The organism is Amycolatopsis halotolerans (assembly GCF_042647905.1).
Lineage (GTDB): Bacteria > Actinomycetota > Actinomycetes > Mycobacteriales > Pseudonocardiaceae > Amycolatopsis > Amycolatopsis halotolerans.
This window is the reverse complement of sequence record NZ_JBHRWI010000049.1, coordinates 1-19777: the sequence shown is the minus strand read 5'-3', so window position 1 is coordinate 19777 and position 19777 is coordinate 1. Positions and strand designations below refer to the sequence as shown.

At 68.7% G+C, this 19777-nt stretch carries 24 protein-coding genes; 18 read left to right on the top strand and 6 right to left on the bottom strand.

Going from position 1 to position 19777, the window contains the following annotated elements:
- The first annotated feature begins 15 nt into the window (after window positions 1-15).
- From pyrE to ACFORO_RS33795, 9 genes are all read left to right on the top strand, one after another.
- Complete coding sequence (pyrE, locus tag ACFORO_RS33835; RefSeq protein WP_116201197.1) at window positions 16-579, top strand: orotate phosphoribosyltransferase; 564 nt, start codon at window positions 16-18, stop codon at window positions 577-579.
- 105 nt (window positions 580-684) lie between these two features.
- Window positions 685-1239, top strand: coding sequence for an RNA polymerase sigma factor (locus tag ACFORO_RS33830; RefSeq protein WP_354740746.1), 555 nt, complete (start codon window positions 685-687; stop codon window positions 1237-1239).
- The gene (locus tag ACFORO_RS33825) at window positions 1230-1787 is read left to right on the top strand and encodes an Asp23/Gls24 family envelope stress response protein (protein ID WP_354740748.1); all 558 of its coding nucleotides are present in this window, start codon (window positions 1230-1232) and stop codon (window positions 1785-1787) included. Before ACFORO_RS33830 ends, ACFORO_RS33825 begins: the two co-directional genes overlap by 10 nt.
- A complete protein-coding gene (locus ACFORO_RS33820) occupies window positions 1784-2146 on the top strand; it encodes an Asp23/Gls24 family envelope stress response protein (protein ID WP_354740750.1) in 363 nt (120 codons plus the stop codon). The genes ACFORO_RS33825 and ACFORO_RS33820 overlap by 4 nt, the downstream gene beginning before the upstream one ends.
- A complete protein-coding gene (locus tag ACFORO_RS33815) occupies window positions 2143-2445 on the top strand; it encodes a hypothetical protein (RefSeq protein ID WP_377871199.1) in 303 nt (100 codons plus the stop codon). Before ACFORO_RS33820 ends, ACFORO_RS33815 begins: the two co-directional genes overlap by 4 nt.
- A gap of 48 nt (window positions 2446-2493) precedes the next feature.
- Window positions 2494-2766 carry a hypothetical protein gene (locus ACFORO_RS33810; RefSeq protein WP_377871198.1) on the top strand — a complete coding sequence of 91 codons (273 nt, stop codon included), beginning with the start codon at window positions 2494-2496 and terminating at the stop codon, window positions 2764-2766.
- Window positions 2767-3051: 285 nt separating this feature from the next.
- A complete protein-coding gene (locus tag ACFORO_RS33805; RefSeq protein ID WP_354740756.1) occupies window positions 3052-3450 on the top strand; it encodes a DUF2784 domain-containing protein in 399 nt (132 codons plus the stop codon).
- 16 nt (window positions 3451-3466) lie between these two features.
- The gene (locus ACFORO_RS33800; RefSeq protein ID WP_377871197.1) at window positions 3467-4126 is read left to right on the top strand and encodes a TrmH family RNA methyltransferase; all 660 of its coding nucleotides are present in this window, start codon (window positions 3467-3469) and stop codon (window positions 4124-4126) included.
- A gap of 675 nt (window positions 4127-4801) precedes the next feature.
- Window positions 4802-5815, top strand: a complete 1014-nt coding sequence (locus ACFORO_RS33795) for a glycoside hydrolase family 76 protein (protein ID WP_377871311.1) — start codon at window positions 4802-4804, stop codon at window positions 5813-5815.
- 3 nt (window positions 5816-5818) lie between these two features.
- Here the strand turns inward: ACFORO_RS33795 and ACFORO_RS33790 are convergent, their stop codons facing one another.
- Both ACFORO_RS33790 and ACFORO_RS33785 read right to left on the bottom strand, forming a co-directional pair.
- A complete protein-coding gene (locus tag ACFORO_RS33790) occupies window positions 5819-6685 on the bottom strand; it encodes a LacI family DNA-binding transcriptional regulator (RefSeq protein ID WP_354740760.1) in 867 nt (288 codons plus the stop codon).
- A gap of 148 nt (window positions 6686-6833) precedes the next feature.
- Window positions 6834-7853, bottom strand: coding sequence for a LacI family DNA-binding transcriptional regulator (locus ACFORO_RS33785; protein WP_354740761.1), 1020 nt, complete (start codon window positions 7851-7853; stop codon window positions 6834-6836).
- A gap of 131 nt (window positions 7854-7984) precedes the next feature.
- Between ACFORO_RS33785 and ACFORO_RS33780 the strand changes: the two genes are divergently transcribed.
- The 8 genes from ACFORO_RS33780 (at window position 7985) to ACFORO_RS33745 (ending at window position 14155) form a co-directional block, all read left to right on the top strand.
- Window positions 7985-9004 carry a substrate-binding domain-containing protein gene (locus ACFORO_RS33780; RefSeq protein WP_377871196.1) on the top strand — a complete coding sequence of 340 codons (1020 nt, stop codon included), beginning with the start codon at window positions 7985-7987 and terminating at the stop codon, window positions 9002-9004.
- Window positions 9001-9990, top strand: a complete 990-nt coding sequence (locus ACFORO_RS33775) for an ABC transporter permease (RefSeq protein WP_377871195.1) — start codon at window positions 9001-9003, stop codon at window positions 9988-9990. The genes ACFORO_RS33780 and ACFORO_RS33775 overlap by 4 nt, the downstream gene beginning before the upstream one ends.
- Window positions 9987-10808 carry an ATP-binding cassette domain-containing protein gene (locus ACFORO_RS33770; protein WP_377871193.1) on the top strand — a complete coding sequence of 274 codons (822 nt, stop codon included), beginning with the start codon at window positions 9987-9989 and terminating at the stop codon, window positions 10806-10808. The genes ACFORO_RS33775 and ACFORO_RS33770 overlap by 4 nt, the downstream gene beginning before the upstream one ends.
- A 7-nt stretch (window positions 10809-10815) precedes the next feature.
- A complete protein-coding gene (locus ACFORO_RS33765; RefSeq protein ID WP_377871309.1) occupies window positions 10816-11682 on the top strand; it encodes a PfkB family carbohydrate kinase in 867 nt (288 codons plus the stop codon).
- Window positions 11679-12314, top strand: a complete 636-nt coding sequence (locus ACFORO_RS33760; RefSeq protein ID WP_116201184.1) for a nucleoside/nucleotide kinase family protein — start codon at window positions 11679-11681, stop codon at window positions 12312-12314. The genes ACFORO_RS33765 and ACFORO_RS33760 overlap by 4 nt, the downstream gene beginning before the upstream one ends.
- A gap of 18 nt (window positions 12315-12332) precedes the next feature.
- Window positions 12333-12854 carry a hypothetical protein gene (locus ACFORO_RS33755; RefSeq protein ID WP_377871191.1) on the top strand — a complete coding sequence of 174 codons (522 nt, stop codon included), beginning with the start codon at window positions 12333-12335 and terminating at the stop codon, window positions 12852-12854.
- Between the two features lie 14 nt (window positions 12855-12868).
- Window positions 12869-13612, top strand: coding sequence for an SDR family oxidoreductase (locus tag ACFORO_RS33750; RefSeq protein ID WP_377871190.1), 744 nt, complete (start codon window positions 12869-12871; stop codon window positions 13610-13612).
- A gap of 132 nt (window positions 13613-13744) precedes the next feature.
- Entirely contained in the window at window positions 13745-14155 is a 411-nt protein-coding gene (locus ACFORO_RS33745) for a VOC family protein (RefSeq protein ID WP_354740772.1), read from the top strand.
- 4 nt (window positions 14156-14159) lie between these two features.
- On the opposite strand, the gene ACFORO_RS33740 is transcribed toward ACFORO_RS33745, so the two are convergent.
- The 4 genes from ACFORO_RS33740 to ACFORO_RS33725 all read right to left on the bottom strand — a co-directional run bounded on the left by ACFORO_RS33740 (window position 14160) and on the right by ACFORO_RS33725 (window position 18969).
- Window positions 14160-14837 (bottom strand): DedA family protein, encoded by a 678-nt coding sequence (locus ACFORO_RS33740; RefSeq protein WP_354740774.1) that lies wholly within the window; start codon window positions 14835-14837, stop codon window positions 14160-14162.
- Window positions 14838-15002: 165 nt separating this feature from the next.
- On the bottom strand, window positions 15003-15827 hold the full coding sequence (locus ACFORO_RS33735) for a YceI family protein (RefSeq protein WP_354740776.1): 825 nt from the start codon (window positions 15825-15827) through the stop codon (window positions 15003-15005).
- A complete protein-coding gene (locus ACFORO_RS33730; RefSeq protein WP_377871189.1) occupies window positions 15824-18445 on the bottom strand; it encodes an MFS transporter in 2622 nt (873 codons plus the stop codon). The genes ACFORO_RS33735 and ACFORO_RS33730 overlap by 4 nt, the downstream gene beginning before the upstream one ends.
- On the bottom strand, window positions 18442-18969 hold the full coding sequence (locus tag ACFORO_RS33725; RefSeq protein WP_344266566.1) for a MarR family winged helix-turn-helix transcriptional regulator: 528 nt from the start codon (window positions 18967-18969) through the stop codon (window positions 18442-18444). Before ACFORO_RS33725 ends, ACFORO_RS33730 begins: the two co-directional genes overlap by 4 nt.
- 251 nt (window positions 18970-19220) lie before the next feature.
- Between ACFORO_RS33725 and ACFORO_RS33720 the strand changes: the two genes are divergently transcribed.
- Window positions 19221-19646 (top strand): PPOX class F420-dependent oxidoreductase, encoded by a 426-nt coding sequence (locus tag ACFORO_RS33720; RefSeq protein ID WP_377871188.1) that lies wholly within the window; start codon window positions 19221-19223, stop codon window positions 19644-19646.
- Window positions 19647-19777: the final 131 nt, after the last annotated feature.

The window sequence follows — 19777 nt, the reverse complement described above, 5'->3', positions numbered from 1 at the left end:
GTAAGACTCTCGGCCGTGGCGTACCCCGGGTTGGATCAAACTGCGAAGCTCGAACTGGCCAGGCTGGTCAGCGAACTGGCCGTCGTGCACGGCAAAGTCACCTTGTCCTCGGGCAAGGAAGCCGACTACTACGTCGACCTCCGGCGGGCGACGCTGCAGCACGCGGCCGCCCCGCTGATCGGCAAGCTGCTGCGGCAGCTCACCGCTGACTGGGACTACGTCGCGACCGGCGGGCTCACCCTCGGCGCGGACCCGGTGGCGCTGGCGATGCTGCACTCGGCGGCGGCCGAGGGCGTCGTGCTCGACGCGTTCGTCGTCCGCAAGGCGATCAAGGAACACGGGATGCAGCGCCGGATCGAGGGCGTGGAGGTGCGCGGGCAGCGGGTGCTGGCCGTCGAGGACACCTCCACCACCGGCGGCAGCGTCCTCACCGCGGTCGAGGCGCTGCGCGAAGGCGGGGCCACCGTGGTCGGCGTCGCGACGGTCGTCGACCGCGACACCGGCGCGCGCGAGGCCATCGAGAAGGCCGGGCTCGAGTACCGGTACCTGTTGGGCAAGGACGACCTCGGGCTCAACTGAGGGCTTCCACCGAAGCTTTAACCGAGCGGGAGTGAGCACAGTCACTCACAATGCGTGCGTGACGAATGCCCGCCACGCGGTGTCCCCCTGACGGAAGGGGGTGCCGTGACCACGACCAGTGTCCCGCTCGACGACGCCACGCTCGTCGGCCGCGCGCGAGACGGCGACGTACGCGCGTACGAACAGCTCGTGCAGCGATATCAGGGCCCGATGTTCCGGCTCGCCCTGAAAATGCTGCACCACCGCGGCGACGCCGAGGACGTAGTGCAAGAAGCGTTCCTCGGCGCGTGGCGGAAGCTGGCGCAGCTGAACGACGACAAGGCGTTCGTCGGCTGGCTGTACCGCGGAACGACCAACCGCTGCCTCAACGTGATCCGGGCGCGCCGCCCGCAGGCCGACGTCGACCTCGACCTGGCCGAATCGCCGCGCCGCGACACTCAGCCCGAGCACGCGGTGCAGGTCAGCGGCCAGCTCGCCGCGCTCGACGAGGCGCTTCAGACGCTGACGCCGCAGCAGCGCGCGTGCTGGCTGTTGCGTGAGGTGCACGGCCGGTCGTACGACGAGATCAGCGAGATCGTCGGCGCGAACCCCACCGCGGTCCGGGGCCGGATCGCCCGGGCCCGTGCGCAGCTGGCGGAGGTGATGAAGCCGTGGAGGTGAACCAGGACTACGGATTGCCGTGCGGCCGGGAACTGGAGCGGCTCTGGGAGAACCTGGACGAGGTCGACGAGCACCAGCGCGACTGCGTCCACTGCCGCACCGCGCGGGAAAGCCTGCTGGCCCTGCGCGCGGCGACGCAGGAGCTGATCGACGAGCCCGACCCGACCCCGCCGGACCTGGTAGGCCGGATCATGTCGGCCGTCCGCGCCGAGGTGCGTCGCGGCCAGATGCTGGACCTTCCCGCCGCCGAACCGGGCTCGGTCGAAGTGAGCGAGCAAGCCGTCGCGGTCGTGCTCCGCTACGCCGCCGACTCCGCCGGCAACGTCCGCGCCCGCCGCGTACGGGTGCGAAAGGTCGGCGTCGATCCCTCTGGCGCGGCGCAGGTCGAGGTCGAACTCACCCTCACGACGCGCCTGGGGAACACCAGCGGCGCTGACACGTTGGCCCGCGTACGAGAACTGGTGTCGGCTGCCGCGACCTCGCGAGTGGGTATTTCGTTGGTCAGCCTGGATCTGCTGGTGGAAGACGTGTACGAGGACGGGGAATGACCGCCGAATACGTGATCGCCGCCCCGGTGATCGCGAGTGTCGCCGCCCGGGCGGCCGCCGAAACCGCCGGAGTCGTGCGCCTGGAGCCCGGCCTGCTCGGCTTGGCGACCGCCTGGGCCCGCGAAGCCCGGCAACGCTGGAAGGGGCTGGAACCGGCTCCCGCGGACGGCGTCCGGGTCCGCACCCACGAGGACCGCGTGACCGTCGAGGTCGACGTGGTCATCTCGGGCGCGGACCAAGCCGCCGCCGTGGGCCGCGCGGTGCAGCTCGCGGTGTTCCGGGAAGTCCTCGCGCAGACCGGTCGTTCCGTGGACGCCGTCCGAGTGTCCATTTTGGACATCGAAGTGGGGCAGCGGTGACCGATCCGCGTTCGCTGGCCGGAAGACTCGCCGACGCCCTGTCCGCCGTCGACGGCCTTCGCCCCGCGACGAGCGCGGCCGCGGAAATCAGCTGGCTCCCGACCGATCCGGCTGGCGGGTCGGTGGATTTGACCCCGGAGTCAGTGGAGGTTCGGGTGGTGGCGCTGCGATTGCCACTGCCGCCCTTGCTGTCGGCCGCCGAGGCGCGGGTGCGCGAACTGCTCGAGGGGACGGAGTGGGCGGACGCGCGCATTCGCCTGGTGGTGACGGACATCGACGGAGCGGCGTTCACTGGCTGAACGCTCCCTGCCCGTTTCGGTACCCTGGCATTCGAGCCAGGGGGGCGCATGATCCGGATCCAGGTGACCAACAAGGACGACAAGCCCAGGACCTGGAACGTCGAACCCTATGGCGACGAAGTCGTTCTCGGCGTCGACGACGTGCTCTCGATCGAGTTCGCGCAGCTCGTTGAGGTGACCTTCGACGTGACTCTTTATCCCGACTCTGAGGTCGTCTGGACGATGGAGGGCTCGAACCGCGATCCCCTGCTGCCCGATGACCTCAAGCTCAACGCGGTCACCCTCTGGCCGGGCGTCGGCGGCACGGGCTCGCCGGGCTAACTGCGCCGGTTCCTTCTTCCCGCGTTTGTCAACCGCGTTTCTCACTCGCTTTCTCCGGCCATTCGCACTCCGCCCGCGTGCACGGAACGGAGTCGTTTACGCCGCGTTGGGTCCCTCGTGGCGAGTATCGCGGCGACTCTCCTACCCGGAGTGATCCCTCCGTTACCTGCCGGGTGAACACGTTGCTCCGGTGGGTCGAACATCACACGAGGTCCCCCGATTTCCCGCTCCTGGTGCGAGTAATCGGAGTAACGTCGCTGGTAGGTGCACTGGAAGGGGGCGAAGGTGGACACGACGGTCGCGCACGTTCTCGCCGACGTAACCGTGGCGGTGCACATCCTGGCCCTGCTCTTCATCGGCTTCGGCGGATTCCTTGCCTGGCGGTGGCCGAAAGTCATTTTCGGGCACATTTTCTTCGCGGTATGGGGCGTGCTCGTCAATGTCACCCCCATTCCGTGCCCGCTCACCGCGCTGGAGGATTTCTTCCGGCATCAGCAGGGGCTAGGCGACCTGCCCGGCGGATTCAACGCCTACTACCTCTACGGGACGGTCATCCCGCGCTCGCTGCTGCCGGTGGTGGTCGCAGTGGCGCTAGCGGTGCTGGTGATCTCGTACCTGGGGGCGTATCTGCGCTGGCGACACCGCCACGACGACAGTCCGGCGCACGGCGTCAGCCTCGGCTGAGCGAGAATCGTCCTTCGTGACGACGGAACAACCCGAAGCGGGCCCCACCGAGTGGGTGAACCGCGAGGAGGTCGGCGTCGGTCCGTGGCCGGGCACCTGGCCAGACGACCCGCGCTACGACCCCGAACTCCTGACCAACGGCGACCGCCGCAACGTGGTCGACGCGTACCGCTACTGGCGCCGCGAAGCAATCGTGTCCGATGTGGACACCCGACGGCACCCGTTCCACGTCGCGATCGAGAACTTCCAGCACGACCACAACATCGGCACGGTCGTCCGCACCGCGAACGCCTTCGCCGCCGCGGAGGTCCACATAGTCGGCCGCCGCCGCTGGAACCGCCGCGGTGCCATGGTGACGGACCGCTACCAGCACCTCCGCCACCACGAGGACGTCGCGACCTTGCTGGAATTCGCCACCGCCGAGGACTTGACGGTGGTAGCCGTGGACAACACGCCCGGCGCCGAGCCGGTGGAGACTGCCGAGCTGCCGCGCAAGTGCCTGCTGCTGTTCGGCCAGGAAGGCCCCGGCCTGTCCGAAGCCGCCCAGTCGGACTCAGCGAAAGTCGTGTCCATCGCCCAGTTCGGCACGACGAGGTCAATCAACGCAGGCGTCGCGGCGGGGATTGTGATGCACGCGTGGGTTCGACAGCACGCGGACCTGTCCCAAGCCTGGTGACCCGCGCCGCCACGGGGTGTCTCGTGAGTGGCTACGCCGGTTGGAACCGGTATGGCCACTCACGAGAACCCAGACTCGGCTCTGGCCGCGCGATTGACCTGAAGCAGTTCGAGCGCACGCTGGCAGCGCGCTCCGTTCTTGACCCCCGCCCGGCTAGCGCGGCTGACCACATGGCAGTCAGCCGCTGCGACCGGTCCCCCTCGACACAGCACTGGCTGCATAGCTCTCGAGCGATCGGCGTGGCAAGGCCGCAGGGCTCTCGAGCGATCGGCGCGGCAATTGGTTGGCCAACGGCAATAGCGGCGGTGGCTGCCCGGGCGGCCTGGCGGATCCCCGAGTTGTTCCTCGGTCGGCAAACGCCGTGGAGAGGCAAGTTTTCCGCAGCGCAGGCAGAATCGGCCCATGACCGCCGATCCATCCGAGCCCGCTAAACCCGCCGATTCCGCTGCGAGCAGCGATGCGACCGGTCCTGCCCAGCGCGAGGCCGATCCCGCAGCGCGAGCCGCGGCGGCGGACCCTGCCGAGGGCGCGACCGGCGCTGCAGTGCGTGCCTCTGCGGTCGATCCCGGCGAGGGCACGGCCGATCTCGCAGTGCGTGCCTCTGCGGTCGATCCCGGCGAAGGCACGGCCGATTCCGCAGGGCGTGCCGGAGCGGCGGGCCCTGCCGAGGGCGCGATCGACCCCGCAGCGCGGGCCTCGGCGGCTGAGCGGGCCGTATGTGCCAGGCACGTCCGTCGGCTGTGGGCTCTGCCCGGCACCGCTCTCGGCCGCAGTGGGTGGCCGCCTACCTTGGGGCAGCGGGTCCACTGGCACTGGAACTACTGGTGGCAGGCCCATCTCCTCGACAGCCTCGTCGACGCGCAGCTGCGTGAACCGACCGAAGACCGGGCGCGGCTGATCAATCGGTTCGTCACAACGGTGCACCGGCGCAACTTCGGCTCCTGGGTCAACGACTATTACGACGACATAGCCTGGCTAGGGCTCGCGTTGCAACGAGTACGCCGACTATCCACAGTGGACGAAGCGACCCTGAACGAAGCGATCGAGGCCATCGACAAACGGCTGCATGAAGGCTGGACCGAAGACCTTGGCGGGGGAATCTGGTGGCGGCGGGGCGACTCCTTCAAGAATACCCCGGCAAACGGCCCGGCTGCCATCTTTCACGCTCGTGTGGGTGATCAAGAACGCGCCCGCGCCATGACGCAATGGCTCACCGACACGTTGGTAGACCCCGAAACCGGCCTCGTCTGGGACGGGATAAGGGCGGACACCGGCGAACTGGTCAAGCATCTTTTCTCGTACTGCCAAGGGGTTTACCTCGGCGCGTGCCTCGAGCAGGAACAGTGGGAAGATGCGGCCCGCACCATCCGGGCGGTCGAACAACACGGAGCACCCGACGGCATCCTCCCTGGTTCGGAGGGCGGCGACGGCGGGCTCTTCTCGGCGATTTTGGCTCGCTACTTGGCACTTGCGGCGAAAACTCTCCCCAAGCCGGAAGCGGAGACGGCCAAGAAGCTAGTCCAGAAGTCGGCCGAAGCGTGCTGGAACGGGGCAACGCAAGAGAAAACCGGTCCACGCTTCAGTGCGGAGTGGGCACAGCCAGCGAAGAATCCGCCAAACAAGGCGGAAAAAGACTTGTCTGTCCAAATTGGAGGATGGATGTTGCTGGAGGCGGCCGCAACGCTGTAAAGATCAGCACCCGCAAGAAGCGCGGTGCAAAAACCGAGGCGCGAGACGGACGGACTCCGGCCGACGCTCCGGCTCCCGGCAGCGCGCCAGCAGCAACTGCACCGCCCGGCGGCCGATCTCCGAGATCGGTTGCGCCATCGTCGTCACGCCAGGCGAAACCGTGCGCGCCCAGTCCATGTCGCCATAACCGACGACCGCCAGCTCCGACCCGATCCGGATTCCGCGCCGATGTGCTTCCCACTGCACCCCGATCAGCATTGCCTCGCCAGCGACGACCAAAGCTGTGGGCGAGGGCCAACCGTCCAGAAGCTTCGCGGCGGCCCGGGCCGCGCCGCCGGCGGTGGATTGGCCGGAGGCGACCAGTTCCGGGTGGTAGCGCAGGCCCGCACGGCCTAGGCCAAGGCGATAGCCAAGGGCGCGTTCTTCGCTGACGGTGGTCCCCTCGGTCCCGGTGATCAGCGCGATCCGCCGATGCCGTCGCGAGGCCAGGTGCTCGACCAGCGCGGACATGGCCTGGAAGTTCTCCGACCCGACCTGGTCGACGTCGTTGCGGCCGGCGATCCGGTCCACCAGCACGGTGGGCACGCCGGTTCGCACGAGCCCGTTCACGACAGCCTCGTCACCGGGGGCGGGCACCAGCAGCACGCCGTCGACGCGGTCCGCCTGCAGGGCGCGCAGCACTTCGGCTTCCTCGCGCGGGCAGTCGCTGGTGTCGGCCAGCAGCAGGTCGCAACCCGCCCGCGCGGCAGCGCCGCGGATCGCACGCAGCAGCTGGTCGTGGTACGGGCTGGCGTGCCTCCCCAATGCCACCCCGAACCGATGGGTGACCGGCAGGTCCCAGTGGGAGACCTCCGGCGCCAGAACGGTCATTTCTCATGGCCCTCGTCGTAGATACCTACCCAACAGTAACCACTGTCGGGCCGCACTAGAGAGGGTCCGAGACGATCGGGTCCCGAGAATCACTGAAGTGAGTGAACGAAGCACGTGCTTGGTTACGCCGGGCAGTCAAGACCGGCGGCTACGAGCACCCGCAGGAAGCCCGGTGCCGCAAAGTCGGCGGCAACCGCACAGTCTCGGCGGGCCGTCCGGGATCCGCCAGTCGAGCCAGCAGCAACTGGACCGCGCGGCGGCCGATCTCGTCGATCGGCTGGGCCATGGTCGTCAGCGGCGGGTCCACGAGATCGGCCCATTCGACGTCGTCGTACACCACCACCGGCAGGTCCTGGCCGATCCGCAACCCCCGCCGCCGCGCCTCGTGCAGGACGCCGACCATCATGCTGTCGTTGGCCACCACCAAGGCCGAAGGCGGTTCCGGCAGCGCCAGCAGCGTGCTCAACGCCAGGCCGCCACCGTCGCGAGAGGACTGTCCGCACGCCACCAGGTCCGGCGACCAGCTCAGTCCGGAGCGGCCGAGGCCGAGCCGGTAGCCCAGCACGCGTTCGTCGCTCGTCGTGAGACCGGGCGCGCCGGAGATCATGCCGATCCGGCGATGGCCCAGCGACGCCAGATGCGCGGTCAACGCCGAGGTCGCCTGGATGTTCTCCGCGCCAACCTGGTCGATGTCGGTCCGCGTGGTGAGCCGGTCCATCAGCACGGTCGGCACGTCGAGCGACACCAGTTCGCCGAGCACCGATCCGTCGCCGGGCGCGGGCGTGATCAGCAGGCCGTCGACCCGCCGGGACCGCAGCGCACGCACGACGTCCCGCTCGGTGCCCGCGGTGTCGTGCGTGTCCGCCAGCAGCACGGTGTAGCCATTTGCCGACGCCTCCCGCTCGATCGCGTGCATCAGCGCCGCGAAGTACGGGTTCGCGACCAGCGAGATCGCCATCCCGATCGACCGCGTACCCCCGGTGACCAGCGAGCGCGCGATCGCGTCGCCGGTGTACCCGGTGGTCTCGATCGCCCGCAGCACCGCGGCTTTCGTCTCCTCGGCCACCGCCCGCGTGCCGTTGACGACGTGGGACACCGTCGTGATCGACACGCCCGCCATTTCGGCGATGTCGCGCTGGGTCGGGCGGGCGGAGCGGGGTCGCGGCATGTCTGTCCTTCATCGAGAGAGCTCAACCAGAAGCGTTGGCAAGCGTTTGCGCAAACGCTTGCGTCATGGCATGAGTCTGTCTACCTTCCCGTCCATCGGCAAGCTCGCACCTCGATTCGGAGGGCATCCCCATGAGACACCGGAGTCTCACCGCACTCGCCTTGGCGGCCGCTGTCGCGGTCTCCACCGCCGGGTGCACCGTCGAACGCCACTGGGGCGGCAGCTCCAAAACCGGCGGGAGCGGCAAGGCCAAGGTCGGCCTCGTCACGAAGACCGACACCAACCCGTACTTCGTCGAACTGCGCAACGCCGCGTCCGCCGCGGCGAAGGCCAACGGCGCCGACTTCAGTGCGCTCGCCGGGCAGTTCGACGGCGACAACGACGGTCAGGTGCGCGCCATCGAGAACCTGATGCAGCAGGGCGTCAACACCATCCTGATCACCCCGAGCTCGTCTACCGGCGTGCTCAAGGCCATCAAGGACGCTCGCGACGCGGGCATCCTGGTGATCGCCCTCGACACCGCCACTGAACCGTCGGACGCGGTCGACGCCACCTTCGCCACCGACAACTTCGCGGCAGGCGAGCAGCAGGGCGCGTACGTCAAGGCGGCGCTGAAGGGCGCCGATCCCAAGCTTCTGATGGTCGACGGCACCGCGGGCGCTTCGGTCGACACTCAGCGGCACGGCGGGTTCCTCAAGGGCATCGGGCTCAAGGACGGCGCGCCGGAGATCAAGGGGCACGCCAACGCCAACGGCGACCAGAGCCTCGCCCAGCAAGGCATGGAGAACCTCCTCCAGCGCACCACCGACCTCAACGCGGTCTACACGATGAACGAGCCGATGGGCCGCGGCGCGTACGCGGCGCTGAAGGCGCGTGGGCTCAACGGACAGCTCACCGTCGGCTCGATCGACGGCGGCTGCGAGGGCGTGCAGAACGTCAAGAACGGCCAGTTCGCCGTCACCGTGATGCAGTTCCCGCGGAAGATGGCCGAGCAGGGCGTGCTCGCGGCGGTCGAGTACGCGAAGACCGGGAAGAAGCCGGGCGGCTTCGTCAACACCGGTTCGACGGTGATCACCGACCACCCGATGCCGGGCGTCCCGAGCAAGGACACCGCGTGGGGCCTGCAGAACTGCTGGGGAGGCGGGAAATGACGAGCGCGACGGTCAACAACCGCGAGCGCGAGACGCTCGGCGAGTTCTTCCTGCGGGCCCCGGCGGTCGGCCCGGCGCTGGCGCTGGTCGTGGCGGTCGTGGTGTTTTCCTTTGCCACGGACACCTTTTTCGACCTGGACAATCTGTCCACAGTGGTCCAGCAGTCGCTGGTGGTCGGCACGCTCGCGCTCGGCCAGACGCTGATCATCCTGATCGCGGGCATCGACCTTTCCAACGCTTCGTCGATGGTCGTGGCGACGCTGGTGATGGCGAAACTGGCCGCAGTCACGAACGTTTTCTTCGCACTGCTGGCCGGAGTCGTGCTGACTGTCGTCGTCGGCCTGTTCATCGGCACCCTGGCGACGCGGATCAAGCTGCCCGCCTTCATCATCACGCTCGGCACGTTCACCGGCCTGACCGCGGTGGCGAAGCTGATCGCGGGCGGCCAGGCGGTTCCGGTGTCCGACGGCCTGCTCACCTGGCTCGGCACGAAGCGGTACCTCTTCGGTGGCATCCCGATCACCTACGGCATGACGCTCGCGCTGCTCATGTTCCTCGCCGTCTGGTACGCGCTCACGAAAACCGCGTGGGGCAAGCACGTTTACGCCGTCGGCAACGCGCCGGAATCCGCGCGGCTGTCCGGGATCAAGGTCAACCGCACCGTGCTGTCGGTCTATCTGGTCGCCGGGCTGTGCTTCGGCATCGCCGCGTGGCAGGCGCTCGGCCGCACGCCGAACGCCGACCCGAACCAGTTCCAGCTCGGCAACCTCGACTCGATCACCGCCGTGGTTCTGGGCGGAACGAGCCTGTTCGGCGGCCGCGGTTCGGTGCTGGGCACACTGTTCGGCGCGCTGGTCGTGGCGGTGCTGCGCTCGGGCCTGACGCAGATGGGCGTGGACGGCAATTACCAGGACCTGGCGACCGGCGCGCTGCTGATCGCCGCGGTGGTCGTGGACCGGATCGCACGGAGGCAGCAGCAGTCATGACTACCACGCAGCAGCAGCCGACTCTTTCCGCGCGCGGCCTGGTGAAGCGCTACGGCCGGGTCACCGCCATCGACGGTGCCGATTTCGACCTCTACCCCGGCGAAGTGCTCGCCGTGGTCGGCGACAACGGTGCCGGAAAATCCAGTCTCATCAAGGCATTGTCCGGCGCGGTGGTGCCGGACGCCGGAGAGATCAAAGTGGACGGCAAGACGGTCCACTTCAAGTCCCCGTTGGACGCCCGGCACTTCGGAATCGAGACGGTGTACCAGGATCTGGCGGTCGCGCCGGCGCTGGACATCGCGTCGAACATGTTCCTAGGCCGGGAAAAGCGGCTGAAGGGACCGTTCGGGATCGGGTTGCGCAAGCTCGACAGCGCGACCATGCGCACCGAAGCGCAGCGGATCCTGGACGACCTCGGCATCAAGGTCAAATCCATTACCCAGCTGGTGGAAACGCTCTCCGGCGGGCAGCGGCAAGGCGTCGCGGTGGCGCGGGCGGCGGCGTTCGGCACCAAAGCGGTGATCATGGACGAGCCGACGGCCGCGCTGGGCGTCGCGGAATCCGCGAAGGTGCTGGAGCTGATCGGCCGGATCCGCGACCGCGGCCTGCCGGTGGTGCTGATCAGCCACAACATGCCGCACGTCTTCGAAATCGCCGACCGGATCCACGTGCACCGGCTCGGCAAGCGCGTCGCCGTGGTGACGCCGAAGTCGCACAGCATGAACCAGGTCGTCGGCCTGCTCACCGGTGCGCTGAAGCTCGACGACAACGGCGAAGTCGTCGAGGTCGCGTCCACCACGCACGCCGGGTTGACCTGACGTGCGAGTGCTGCTGGCGGGGTTGTGCACCGTCGATGTCGTGCAACGGGTCGCGGAATTCCCGGAGCCGAGCGAGAAAGTGCAGTCGCTGCAGGTGGATGTCGCGGCCGGTGGGCCCGCGACGAACGCCGCGGTGACCGTCTCGGCGCTCGGTGGCGAAGCGACCCTCGTGACGGCTCTCGGTACACACCCGCTGGCCGCACTCGCGCGCGCTGACCTCGAAGCCTGCGGCGTCGACCTGGTCGATCTCGCTCCAGAACGCACGCAGGCACCGCCGGTCAGCGCGGTCGTGGTGCGGGACGGCGATGGCGAACGCACCGTCGTCTCCCGCAACGCCGCCGCCGACGAACCGCTGGAACTGCCTGACCTCGCACCGCTTTTCGACGGCGTGGCAGCCGTCCTCGTCGACGGGCACCACCCCGAGCTAGCGCTTGCTGTCGCCCGGGAGGCCCGCACCCGCGAGATCCCGGTAATCCTCGACGCGGGCAGCTGGAAACCGGTACTGGACCAGTTGCTGCCACTGGTCCGCGTGGCAGCCTGTTCAGCGCGGTTCCGTGCTCCCGCACCGAGTTTGGCCGAACGCGGAGTGTCAGTGACGATCACGACGGCGGGCCCGGAGCCGGTCGCCTGGAGCACTACGGAAGACTCTGGGCAGGTCCCCGTGCTGCTCGTCGAAGCGCGGGACACCCTGGGGGCCGGAGACGTGTGGCACGGCGCGCTCGCGTACGCCGTGGCGAACCGGGACAGTGTCGTCCCCGACTGGATCGGATACGCGAACGCGGTAGCCGCGGAACGCGTCCGGCACGTGGGTCCGCGCTCGTGGACCGGGCCGGTCGGAGAACTGGCGAAGAGCAGAGAAGAGGGAGTGCGATGACGGCGTTCGAGGACCTCCTGGCGCGGGCCGAAAAGCTGGCCAAACCGCGGGAACGGCACGTGCTCGGCATCATCGGCGCGCCCGCCTCCGGCAAGACCACGCTGGCCTGGGCGATCGCCAACGCGCTCGGTTCGCGCGCCGCGGTCGTCGGGATGGACGGCTTCCACCTGGCCCAGGTCGAACTGCAGCGGCTAGGCCGCACCGACCGCAAGGGCGCGCCGGACACCTTCGACGCGGCTGGCTACGTGCAGCTGATCCGCCGGCTCGCCGAGGGCCGCGAGACGGTCTACGCGCCGGAGTTCCGCCGCGAGATCGAGGAGCCGATCGCCGGCGCCGTCCCGGTCGCGCCTGAGGTGCAGCTGGTCATCACCGAGGGCAACTACCTGCTGCTCCCGGACGACCCGTGGAGCGGCGTGCGGCAGTACCTCACCGAGGCGTGGTTCCTCGCCCCGGACGAGCCGGAGCGGATCGAGCGGCTGGTGTCCCGGCACCGGCGCTACGGCCGTTCGCTGGTCGAGGCCCGCCAGCGGGCGCTCGGCTCCGACCAGCGCAACGCGGACCTGATCGCGAACACCCGCGACCGCGCCGACCTGGTGCTCGAGAACCTGCCGCTGACGAATTTCGCCCTCTGAGCGGGCTCTGAGCAGGTGATGTTCGACGATCCGGCGACGACGGATCCCTACGCCGGCGCGGTCACCTGGGACCGGGCGGGCGACGCCCGGATCGCCGTGCTCTACCCGCCGTACGTCCCGCTCGTGCGCACGCACCTGAACGGGCTGCGGGCGCTGGTCGAGCGGCGTCTGGCCGAGCCCGCTTCGGCGCCGGGGCCGGATCCCAGGCTGGCGCTGCTGGTGGAGCGGATGCGCGAGACCGGCGCCGAACCGCAGCTCGAGCCGGAGGTGCTCGCCGACGTCCGGACGCGGCTGGACTGGGCGTTGTCGGTGCTGCCGGAGCACGGCGGGGTCCTCGAACTGCACACCCCGATGCACCAATGGTGGTGGGGACGCGCGCTGCTCGACGTGTGCACGGCGATCACCGCGCTGCTCGGCGCGTGGCTGCGGGGCGAGGCGGTCGACGGGCAGCACTGCCCGGACGACGCGACGTGGTGGATGTGGATGGCGCAGATGCGGTGGCTCGACGCCCAGTTCGTCGAGCCGCTCAAGCCGAGCTGAGCAAGGAGTGACCTGTGGGGGTTTTGGTCGTCACCGGCGGCAGCCGGGGCATCGGGGCGGCGATCTGCGAGCTGGCCGCGACCCGCGGCTACGACGTGGTGGTGAACTACTCCGGCGATCCGGCCCCGGCCGAGGAGGTCGCCGAGCGGGTGCGTTCCCGCGGTGCGCAAGCGCTTGCGCACCGCGCCGACGTGTCCGACGAACAGCAGGTCAGCGAGCTTTTTTCGGCGGCGGCCGAGCTGGGGCCGATCGTCGGCCTGGTGAACAACGCGGGCATCACCGGCAACACCCCGGGCAGGCTTGACGAGCAGAGCGTCGAGACTGTGCGCCGGGTGCTGGACATCAACGTCACCGGCGTTTTTCTGTGCTGCCGCGAGGCGGTGCGGCGGCTGTCGACGCGCTACGGCGGGTCCGGCGGAGCGATCGTGAACATCTCGTCCACTGCGTCGCGGACCGGGTCATCGGGCGAATGGGTGCATTACGCGGCGTCCAAGGCCGCGGTCAACTCGCTCAGCTTCGGCCTCGCGCAGGAAGTCGCCGAGGAGGGGATCCGGGTCAACGTCGTGTCGCCTGGCCTGGTCGAGACCGGATTGCACGCCGCCGCGGGGATGCCGGACCGGCCCGAGCGGTTCAGCGCCCTGATCCCGCTCCGGCGCGTGGGCCAGCCGGAAGAAATCGCCGCGGCCGTGCTGTGGCTGTTGTCCCCGGAGGCGTCCTTCACCGTGGGAGCGGTGCTCGAGGTCGGCGGCGGCCGCTGATCGATCTCGGACAGTGAGACGCCCGGAGACGGGCAGATCACGATTGACCCCGGAACTCGGTCAACTCGCCCGTAGCGGTTGTCCCGGTGTGCGAGTCTGGAACGAGGGGTTGAAAGGACGGCCGCGAAAGTCATGCCCAAGCTCACGTCTGTGCACCATCTGGCGCTCACCGTGACCGATGTGGACCGAAGTGTTCCCTGGTACGTCCGGGTGCTCGACCTCGAGGAAAGCCATCGGCGCGAAGACCCGGAAACCGGGGTGCGCAAAGTAGTTCTGCGTTCGGCGGGAGACGGTTTCTCCGTCGTGCTGGTCCAGCATCCGATCGCGGTGAGACCCGCGTTCGACGAAAGACGCACTGGTCTGGACCACGTCGCGTTCTCGGTTTCGTCGCGCGCCGAGGTCGCCGAATGGGAGGACCGCCTGCGGGAGTACGGCGTTTCCTACCTGCCCGCGACGCAGTCGCAGACCTTCGAAGGTTCGGCGGTGATCGTGTTCCGCGATCCGGACGGCATCCAGCTGGAAGTCTGGTCCGACCCGGCCTGAGAACTCAGGCGTGCGCGTCGTCGGTTTCGTCGACCGGACGGCGCATCTCCTGGCGATAGCGCAGCACGCCGTACGCGGTGCCGAACACGAAGAACGCGATGCTCACCCACAGCGCCGCGGTCTTGACCCACGGAATGGCGTCGAGCAGGCCCGCGCCGTAGTAGCCGAGCAGCACCAGCGTCGGCACCCACAGCAGCCCGCCGACGGTGGTGGCGAGCAGGAACCGGCGCGAATCCATCCGCGCGGCTCCGGCGATGAGCGGGGCCAGCGTGCGGATCCACGGGATCCACCTCGCCGCGACGATCGCGAAGAAACCCTTGCGGTCCAGGAACTCCTGTGCGCGCTCGAGGTTGCGCCGGTTGAGCATCCGCCCGCCGCGGCGGGCGATCAGCGTGGTGCCCGCGCCGCGGCCGATGTAATAGCCGATCTGGTTGCCGAACACGGCGGTGAGCAGCGCCGCCCCGGACAGCAGCCAAGCGTTGAGGTCCGATCCGTGCTGCGCGAGCACCACGCCCGCGCCGAACAGCAGCGAATCGCCGGGCAGGAAGAGCCCGATGATGAGCGCGCATTCGATGAGCACGAACGACAGCACGATGACCCAGACGAGCACCGGGCCGGCGGTGTCCAGCCAGCTCAGGCCGATTCCCGCGGCGTGCGCGGGCTGGGCGGCGTCGAGGTTCACGCGAAGAGCCTACGTGGCTGGGACCGGCTGCAGTACGCAACCATCGAATCCTCCGCATTCGGTGACTTTGGGTATTCCTGGGATAACCAGACTGTTCACCCTTTTCGCCCAGGACAACGAACAGGCCGCCCGGAACAGTTCCCGGGCGGCCTGTCGCGGTTTTCTCTAGAACTGCGGCAGGGACTCGCCCTGCACCGCCTCGATGTCCAGCTCCACCTTGACGGTGGTGCCGATCGCGGCCACGCCGGCCCGCACCATCGCGCTGTAGTTGATCGCGAAATCGTTGCGGTGCAATTGCGTTTCGGCGTGGAACGCGGCGCGCACGCCGCCCCACGGGTCCGGGCCGTGCCCGGTGTAGCGCAGGTCGAGCGTGACGTCGCGGCGTTCGCCGTGCAGCGTCAGCACCCCGCGCAGCGCCCAGTTGTCCGTGCCGAGCTGGGAAAGCCCGGTGCTTTCGAACGTGATGAGCGGATACGCGTCGACGTCGAGGAACTCGGCCGAACGCAGGTGGTCGTCCCGCATCTTGATGCCGCTTTCGATGCTGCCCGCCTTGATCTCGGCGTGCACCGTCGACCGCTCCACCGGGCGGGCGACCTCGATCCGCCCGGCCACGTCCGGGAACCGCACCTTGATGCTCGCGATGCCCATGTGCCGCGCGGTGGCGACCACCGACGAGTGCATCGGGTCGATCGTCCACGGACCCTCCGGCGGCAGCTCGACCGCGCCGGAAACCGGCACGAGCGCGATGTCGCCGAGCAGCCCGGCCCCGTCGGAGCCGATCTGCACGGTGCGGGCCAGCGGCGTGTACCCCGGCGCGGTGATCACGGCGGTGTAGACGCCCGGGGGCAGCGGGTCAGTGACCACTGCCCCCTTCGCGTCCGTGACCTGCCGCGCGACCTGGCGACCGTTCAAGTCGGTGACCGTGAGCACCGCGTTCTCGACCGGCCATCCGCCGTTCGAGCGCAGCTGTGCGCGCAGGCCCCCGCTCATGACCGGTCGACCAGCTCGTCGAGCGCCTGGTCGTAGCTCAGCCGCACGTCGTGCTGCGCCTCGCCGTCGTTCAGCGTCACCTGGCTGGTGGCGGGCGGGTAGCCGCTCGCCACGACCGTGTAGGAGCCGATCGGCAGGTCGCTGACGACATACCGGCCCTCGCTGTCGGTGCGGGCCACCGCCGCGACGTTGCCGTTCGCGTCGAGCACGGTGATCCGCGCGTCCGGCACGATCCGGTCGCCCTCGGTGCGCGCGACGCCCTGGAGCAGCACTGCGCCGGCGAGTTCGACGTCGTGGCGAAGCACGCCGCTGTCCGGCACCGTCAGCGTGACCGCGACCGGGCGGTAGTGCGGGCCGCTCGCGACCAGCGTGTACTGCCCGGCGCCGACGCCGCTGAAGGTGTAGACGCCGTCCTCGGTGGTGATGAACGCGCCGTTGACCTCGCCGCGCGAGTCGGTCAGCGTGACCGTCGCGTTGGCCAGCGGGGTCGCGGTGCCGATCGAACGGACCACGCCGGTCAGCTCGCCGGAGCCGGTGAGCGTGACGTCGAGGTTCGCCGGGTGCCCGCCGACCACCACGCTGGAGGCCTGCGGCTGGTGCCCGGGAGCGGACACGATCAGCACGTACGTTCCCGGACCCTGGGTCGGGATCGAGTAGCTGCCGTCGCCGTTGCCGGTCGCCCGCGCCACCTGACGGCCCTGCTGGTCGATCAGGGTCAGCGCGGCCGCGCTCACGTGGCTGCCGTCCTGGCGGCGCACGTGACCGGTGACCGGGACGCCGCCCGAGCCGGTGGCCGTGCCGAATTCGGCGTCGGCCAGCGAGTTGGTGATCGGCATCGGCCGGGCGTCGGCCACCGCCTGCGCGTCGCCGTGGCCGTTGGTCAGGGCGTGCCTGCCGCCGACACCGGCGAGCACCGGCTCCTTCGGGGTCTCCTCGAACAGCGAACCCGTCTTCAGCTCAGCGGTGTCGTCCGAGACCGGGGCGGTCTCGTCCAGGTCCAGCAGCGCCTCGCCGCCTTCGACGGCGGCCGCGGCCGGGTTCATGCCCGCCAGCGGGATCTCCTTCATGAACAGCAGCACCAGCGTGGCCAGCAGCGCGACGCCGCCCGCGACCCAGAACACCGTGGTGATGGACTCGGTGAAGCCGATCAGGATCGGCGTGCGCACCGCTTCCGGCAGCGTCTGGATGACGCTGGTGTTGCTCGACAGGTCGCCGAGGTTGCCGCCCGCGCCCGGAGGCATGTGGCCGCCGAACGCCTTGGTGATGTTGCCCGGCAGCACGTTGAACAGAATCGTCAGGAACACCGCGACACCCGCGGTACCGCCGATCTGGCGGAAGAACGTGGCCGACGCGGTCGACACGCCCATGTCCTTGCGCGGGCCGGCGTTCTGCACCGCGATGATCAGCGTCTGCATGCACTGGCCGAGGCCGAGGCCGATGATCAGCGCGGCCACCAGCGGGTGCCAGATCGGGGTGTCGTACTTGACGATGGCGAAGAAGAACGCGCCCGCGGCGATCAGGATCGTGCCCACGACCGGGAAGATCTTGTAGCGCCCGGTCTTCGAGGTGATCCGGCCGGAGATGATCGAGCTGGACATGATGCCGACCATCAGCGGCAGCATCAGCAGACCCGATTCGGTCGGCGTGTAGCCCTGCACGACCTGCAGGTACTGCGGGATCATCGTGATCGCGCCGAACATCGCCACGCCGACGATCACGCCGCCGATGATGGCCACGGTGAAGGTCGAGTTCTTGAACAGCCGCAACGGAATCAGCGCGGCGTCCTTCATCAGCTTCTCGACGACGATGAACAGCACGATGCCGACGCCGCCGATGACGTACATCAAGATGGACTTCTGATCGCCCCAGCCCCACTTCTGGCCCTGTTCGGCGACGATCAGGAACGGCACCACGGCGATGACCATGGTGAGCGCACCCCACCAGTCGATCTTGTGGTCGTGGCGGTTGTGCGGGACGTTCAGCACCTTGGCGACGACGAACAGCGCGATGATGCCGATCGGCACGTTGATCAGGAACACCCAGCGCCAGCCGTGCAGGCCGGCCAGGCTGTCGAAGCCGGCGAAGAAGCCGCCGAGCACCGGGCCGAGCACGGTCGAAATGCCGAACACGGCGAGGAAGTAGCCCTGGTACCGCGGGCGTTCCCGCGGCGGGACCACGTCGCCGATGATCGTCATGGCCAGCGACATCAGACCGCCGGCGCCGAGACCCTGCACCGCGCGGAACGCGGCCAGTTCGTACATCGACGTCGAGAACGACGCGGCCGCCGAACCGACGACGAAGATCGCGATCGCGGCGAGGTAGAACGGCTTGCGGCCGTAGATGTCGGAAAGCTTGCCGTAGATCGGCGTGGCGATCGTCGACGTGATCAGGTACGCCGTGGTCGCCCACGCCTGCAGGTCGAAGCCGTGCAGGTCGTTGGCGATCCGGACGATCGAGGTGCCCACGATCGTCTGGTCGAGCGCGGCGAGGAACATGCCGCACATCAGGCCGCTGATGATCGTGACGATTTGGCGGTGAGTCAGCCGCGGACCGCTCTCGCTGTCGTCAGCGGGCGCTCCCCCTCGCGACTGAGGTTGTTTTTCAACGGTGGACGTCATGCGTTCGAGGCCCCCTTGGCCTGTCCCGCCGCCGTGATTTCGGACAGCGACGGATTGTTCTTTTCGATACCTGTGTTGAGCCGCGCGAGAAGCTCGTTGAGCGTCTCGCGCTCCTCCTGGCTCCAGTCGCCGAGTACTTCGGCCAGCCACCGGGCGCGGTGCTTGCGGTTTTCGTCGAAGACCCGCAGGCCTTCGGCGGTCGGGGCGAGCAAGCAGGCGCGGCCGTCCTCGGGGTCGGCCTGCCGTTCGACGAGTCCGTGCTGCACGAGCGAGCTGGACTGCCTGCTGATCGTGGAGATCTCCGAGTGCAGGAACTCGGCCAGCTTGCTGGTGCGTTGCGGACCTTCGTGGACGAGGCAGAAGAGGATCGCGTACGCGGCCCGTTCAATCCCGTCCGGACCGTGCTTGGCGACCTGGGACTTCGCCTTGGTGATCAAGCGCATGAACCGGACCAGCTCGTGTCCGAGCTGGTCGGCAAGGTCGAGGTCGGCCTCGGGCCTGACGGCGGAGTTCTGAGGTGCCATGTGGGTCTTCCTTGGGGTGGAGCAAACCATTGGTTGGCGACTGCAACTAGTTGCCTCAAGCAAGAGTGTGCCCGTACGGCGTATTTCGCAAGCGGCCGACCCATGGTTGTGTCACATGACACTTTAGTTGCCGCATGCAAGCAGATTTCAACCGGAGAGGTAACGTCCGGTTTCTCCCGGTATGCGGACGCCGCTGGTCACTCGGGGTTTCGGAGCGGGAACAGATCCTTCTCGCCGGGCCTTGTAGGGGTATGACTGACGACACAGCGCTCTACGACCTCATCGCGGCGGGCAAGCAGGGGGTCCTGGCGACCCTGAAGCGGGACGGCCGTCCCCAGCTGTCGACGGTGACGCATTACTTCGACCGCGACGCCCGCCAGTTGCAGGTGTCGATCACGGACGCGCGCGCGAAGACGAAGAACATGCGGCGGGATCCTCGGGTGAGCTACCACGTAGCGTCTTCGAATGGCTGGTCGTACGCGGTGGCGGAGGGGCGGGCGGTGCTGTCGCCGGTCGCCGCGGCGCCGGACGACGAGGCGGTGGAGGCGTTGATCGCGCTGTATCGCAAGGTCGCGGGCGAGCATCCCGACTGGGCGGAGTACCGGGCGGCGATGGTGGCGGACCGGCGGTTGGTGCTGACGGTGGAGATCGAGCGGGTTTACGGGTTGGCCCGCTGAGTTTTTCGGCTGGTTTGCTGGGGTTTGCGGTCCGTAAAGGACTCCTTGAAGGTGTCTGGGCCCCATGTCCGGAACTTATTGATCCGTAACTCAAATCTGTCGTAGTCGTTGACGGTGCATGATGGTCACGG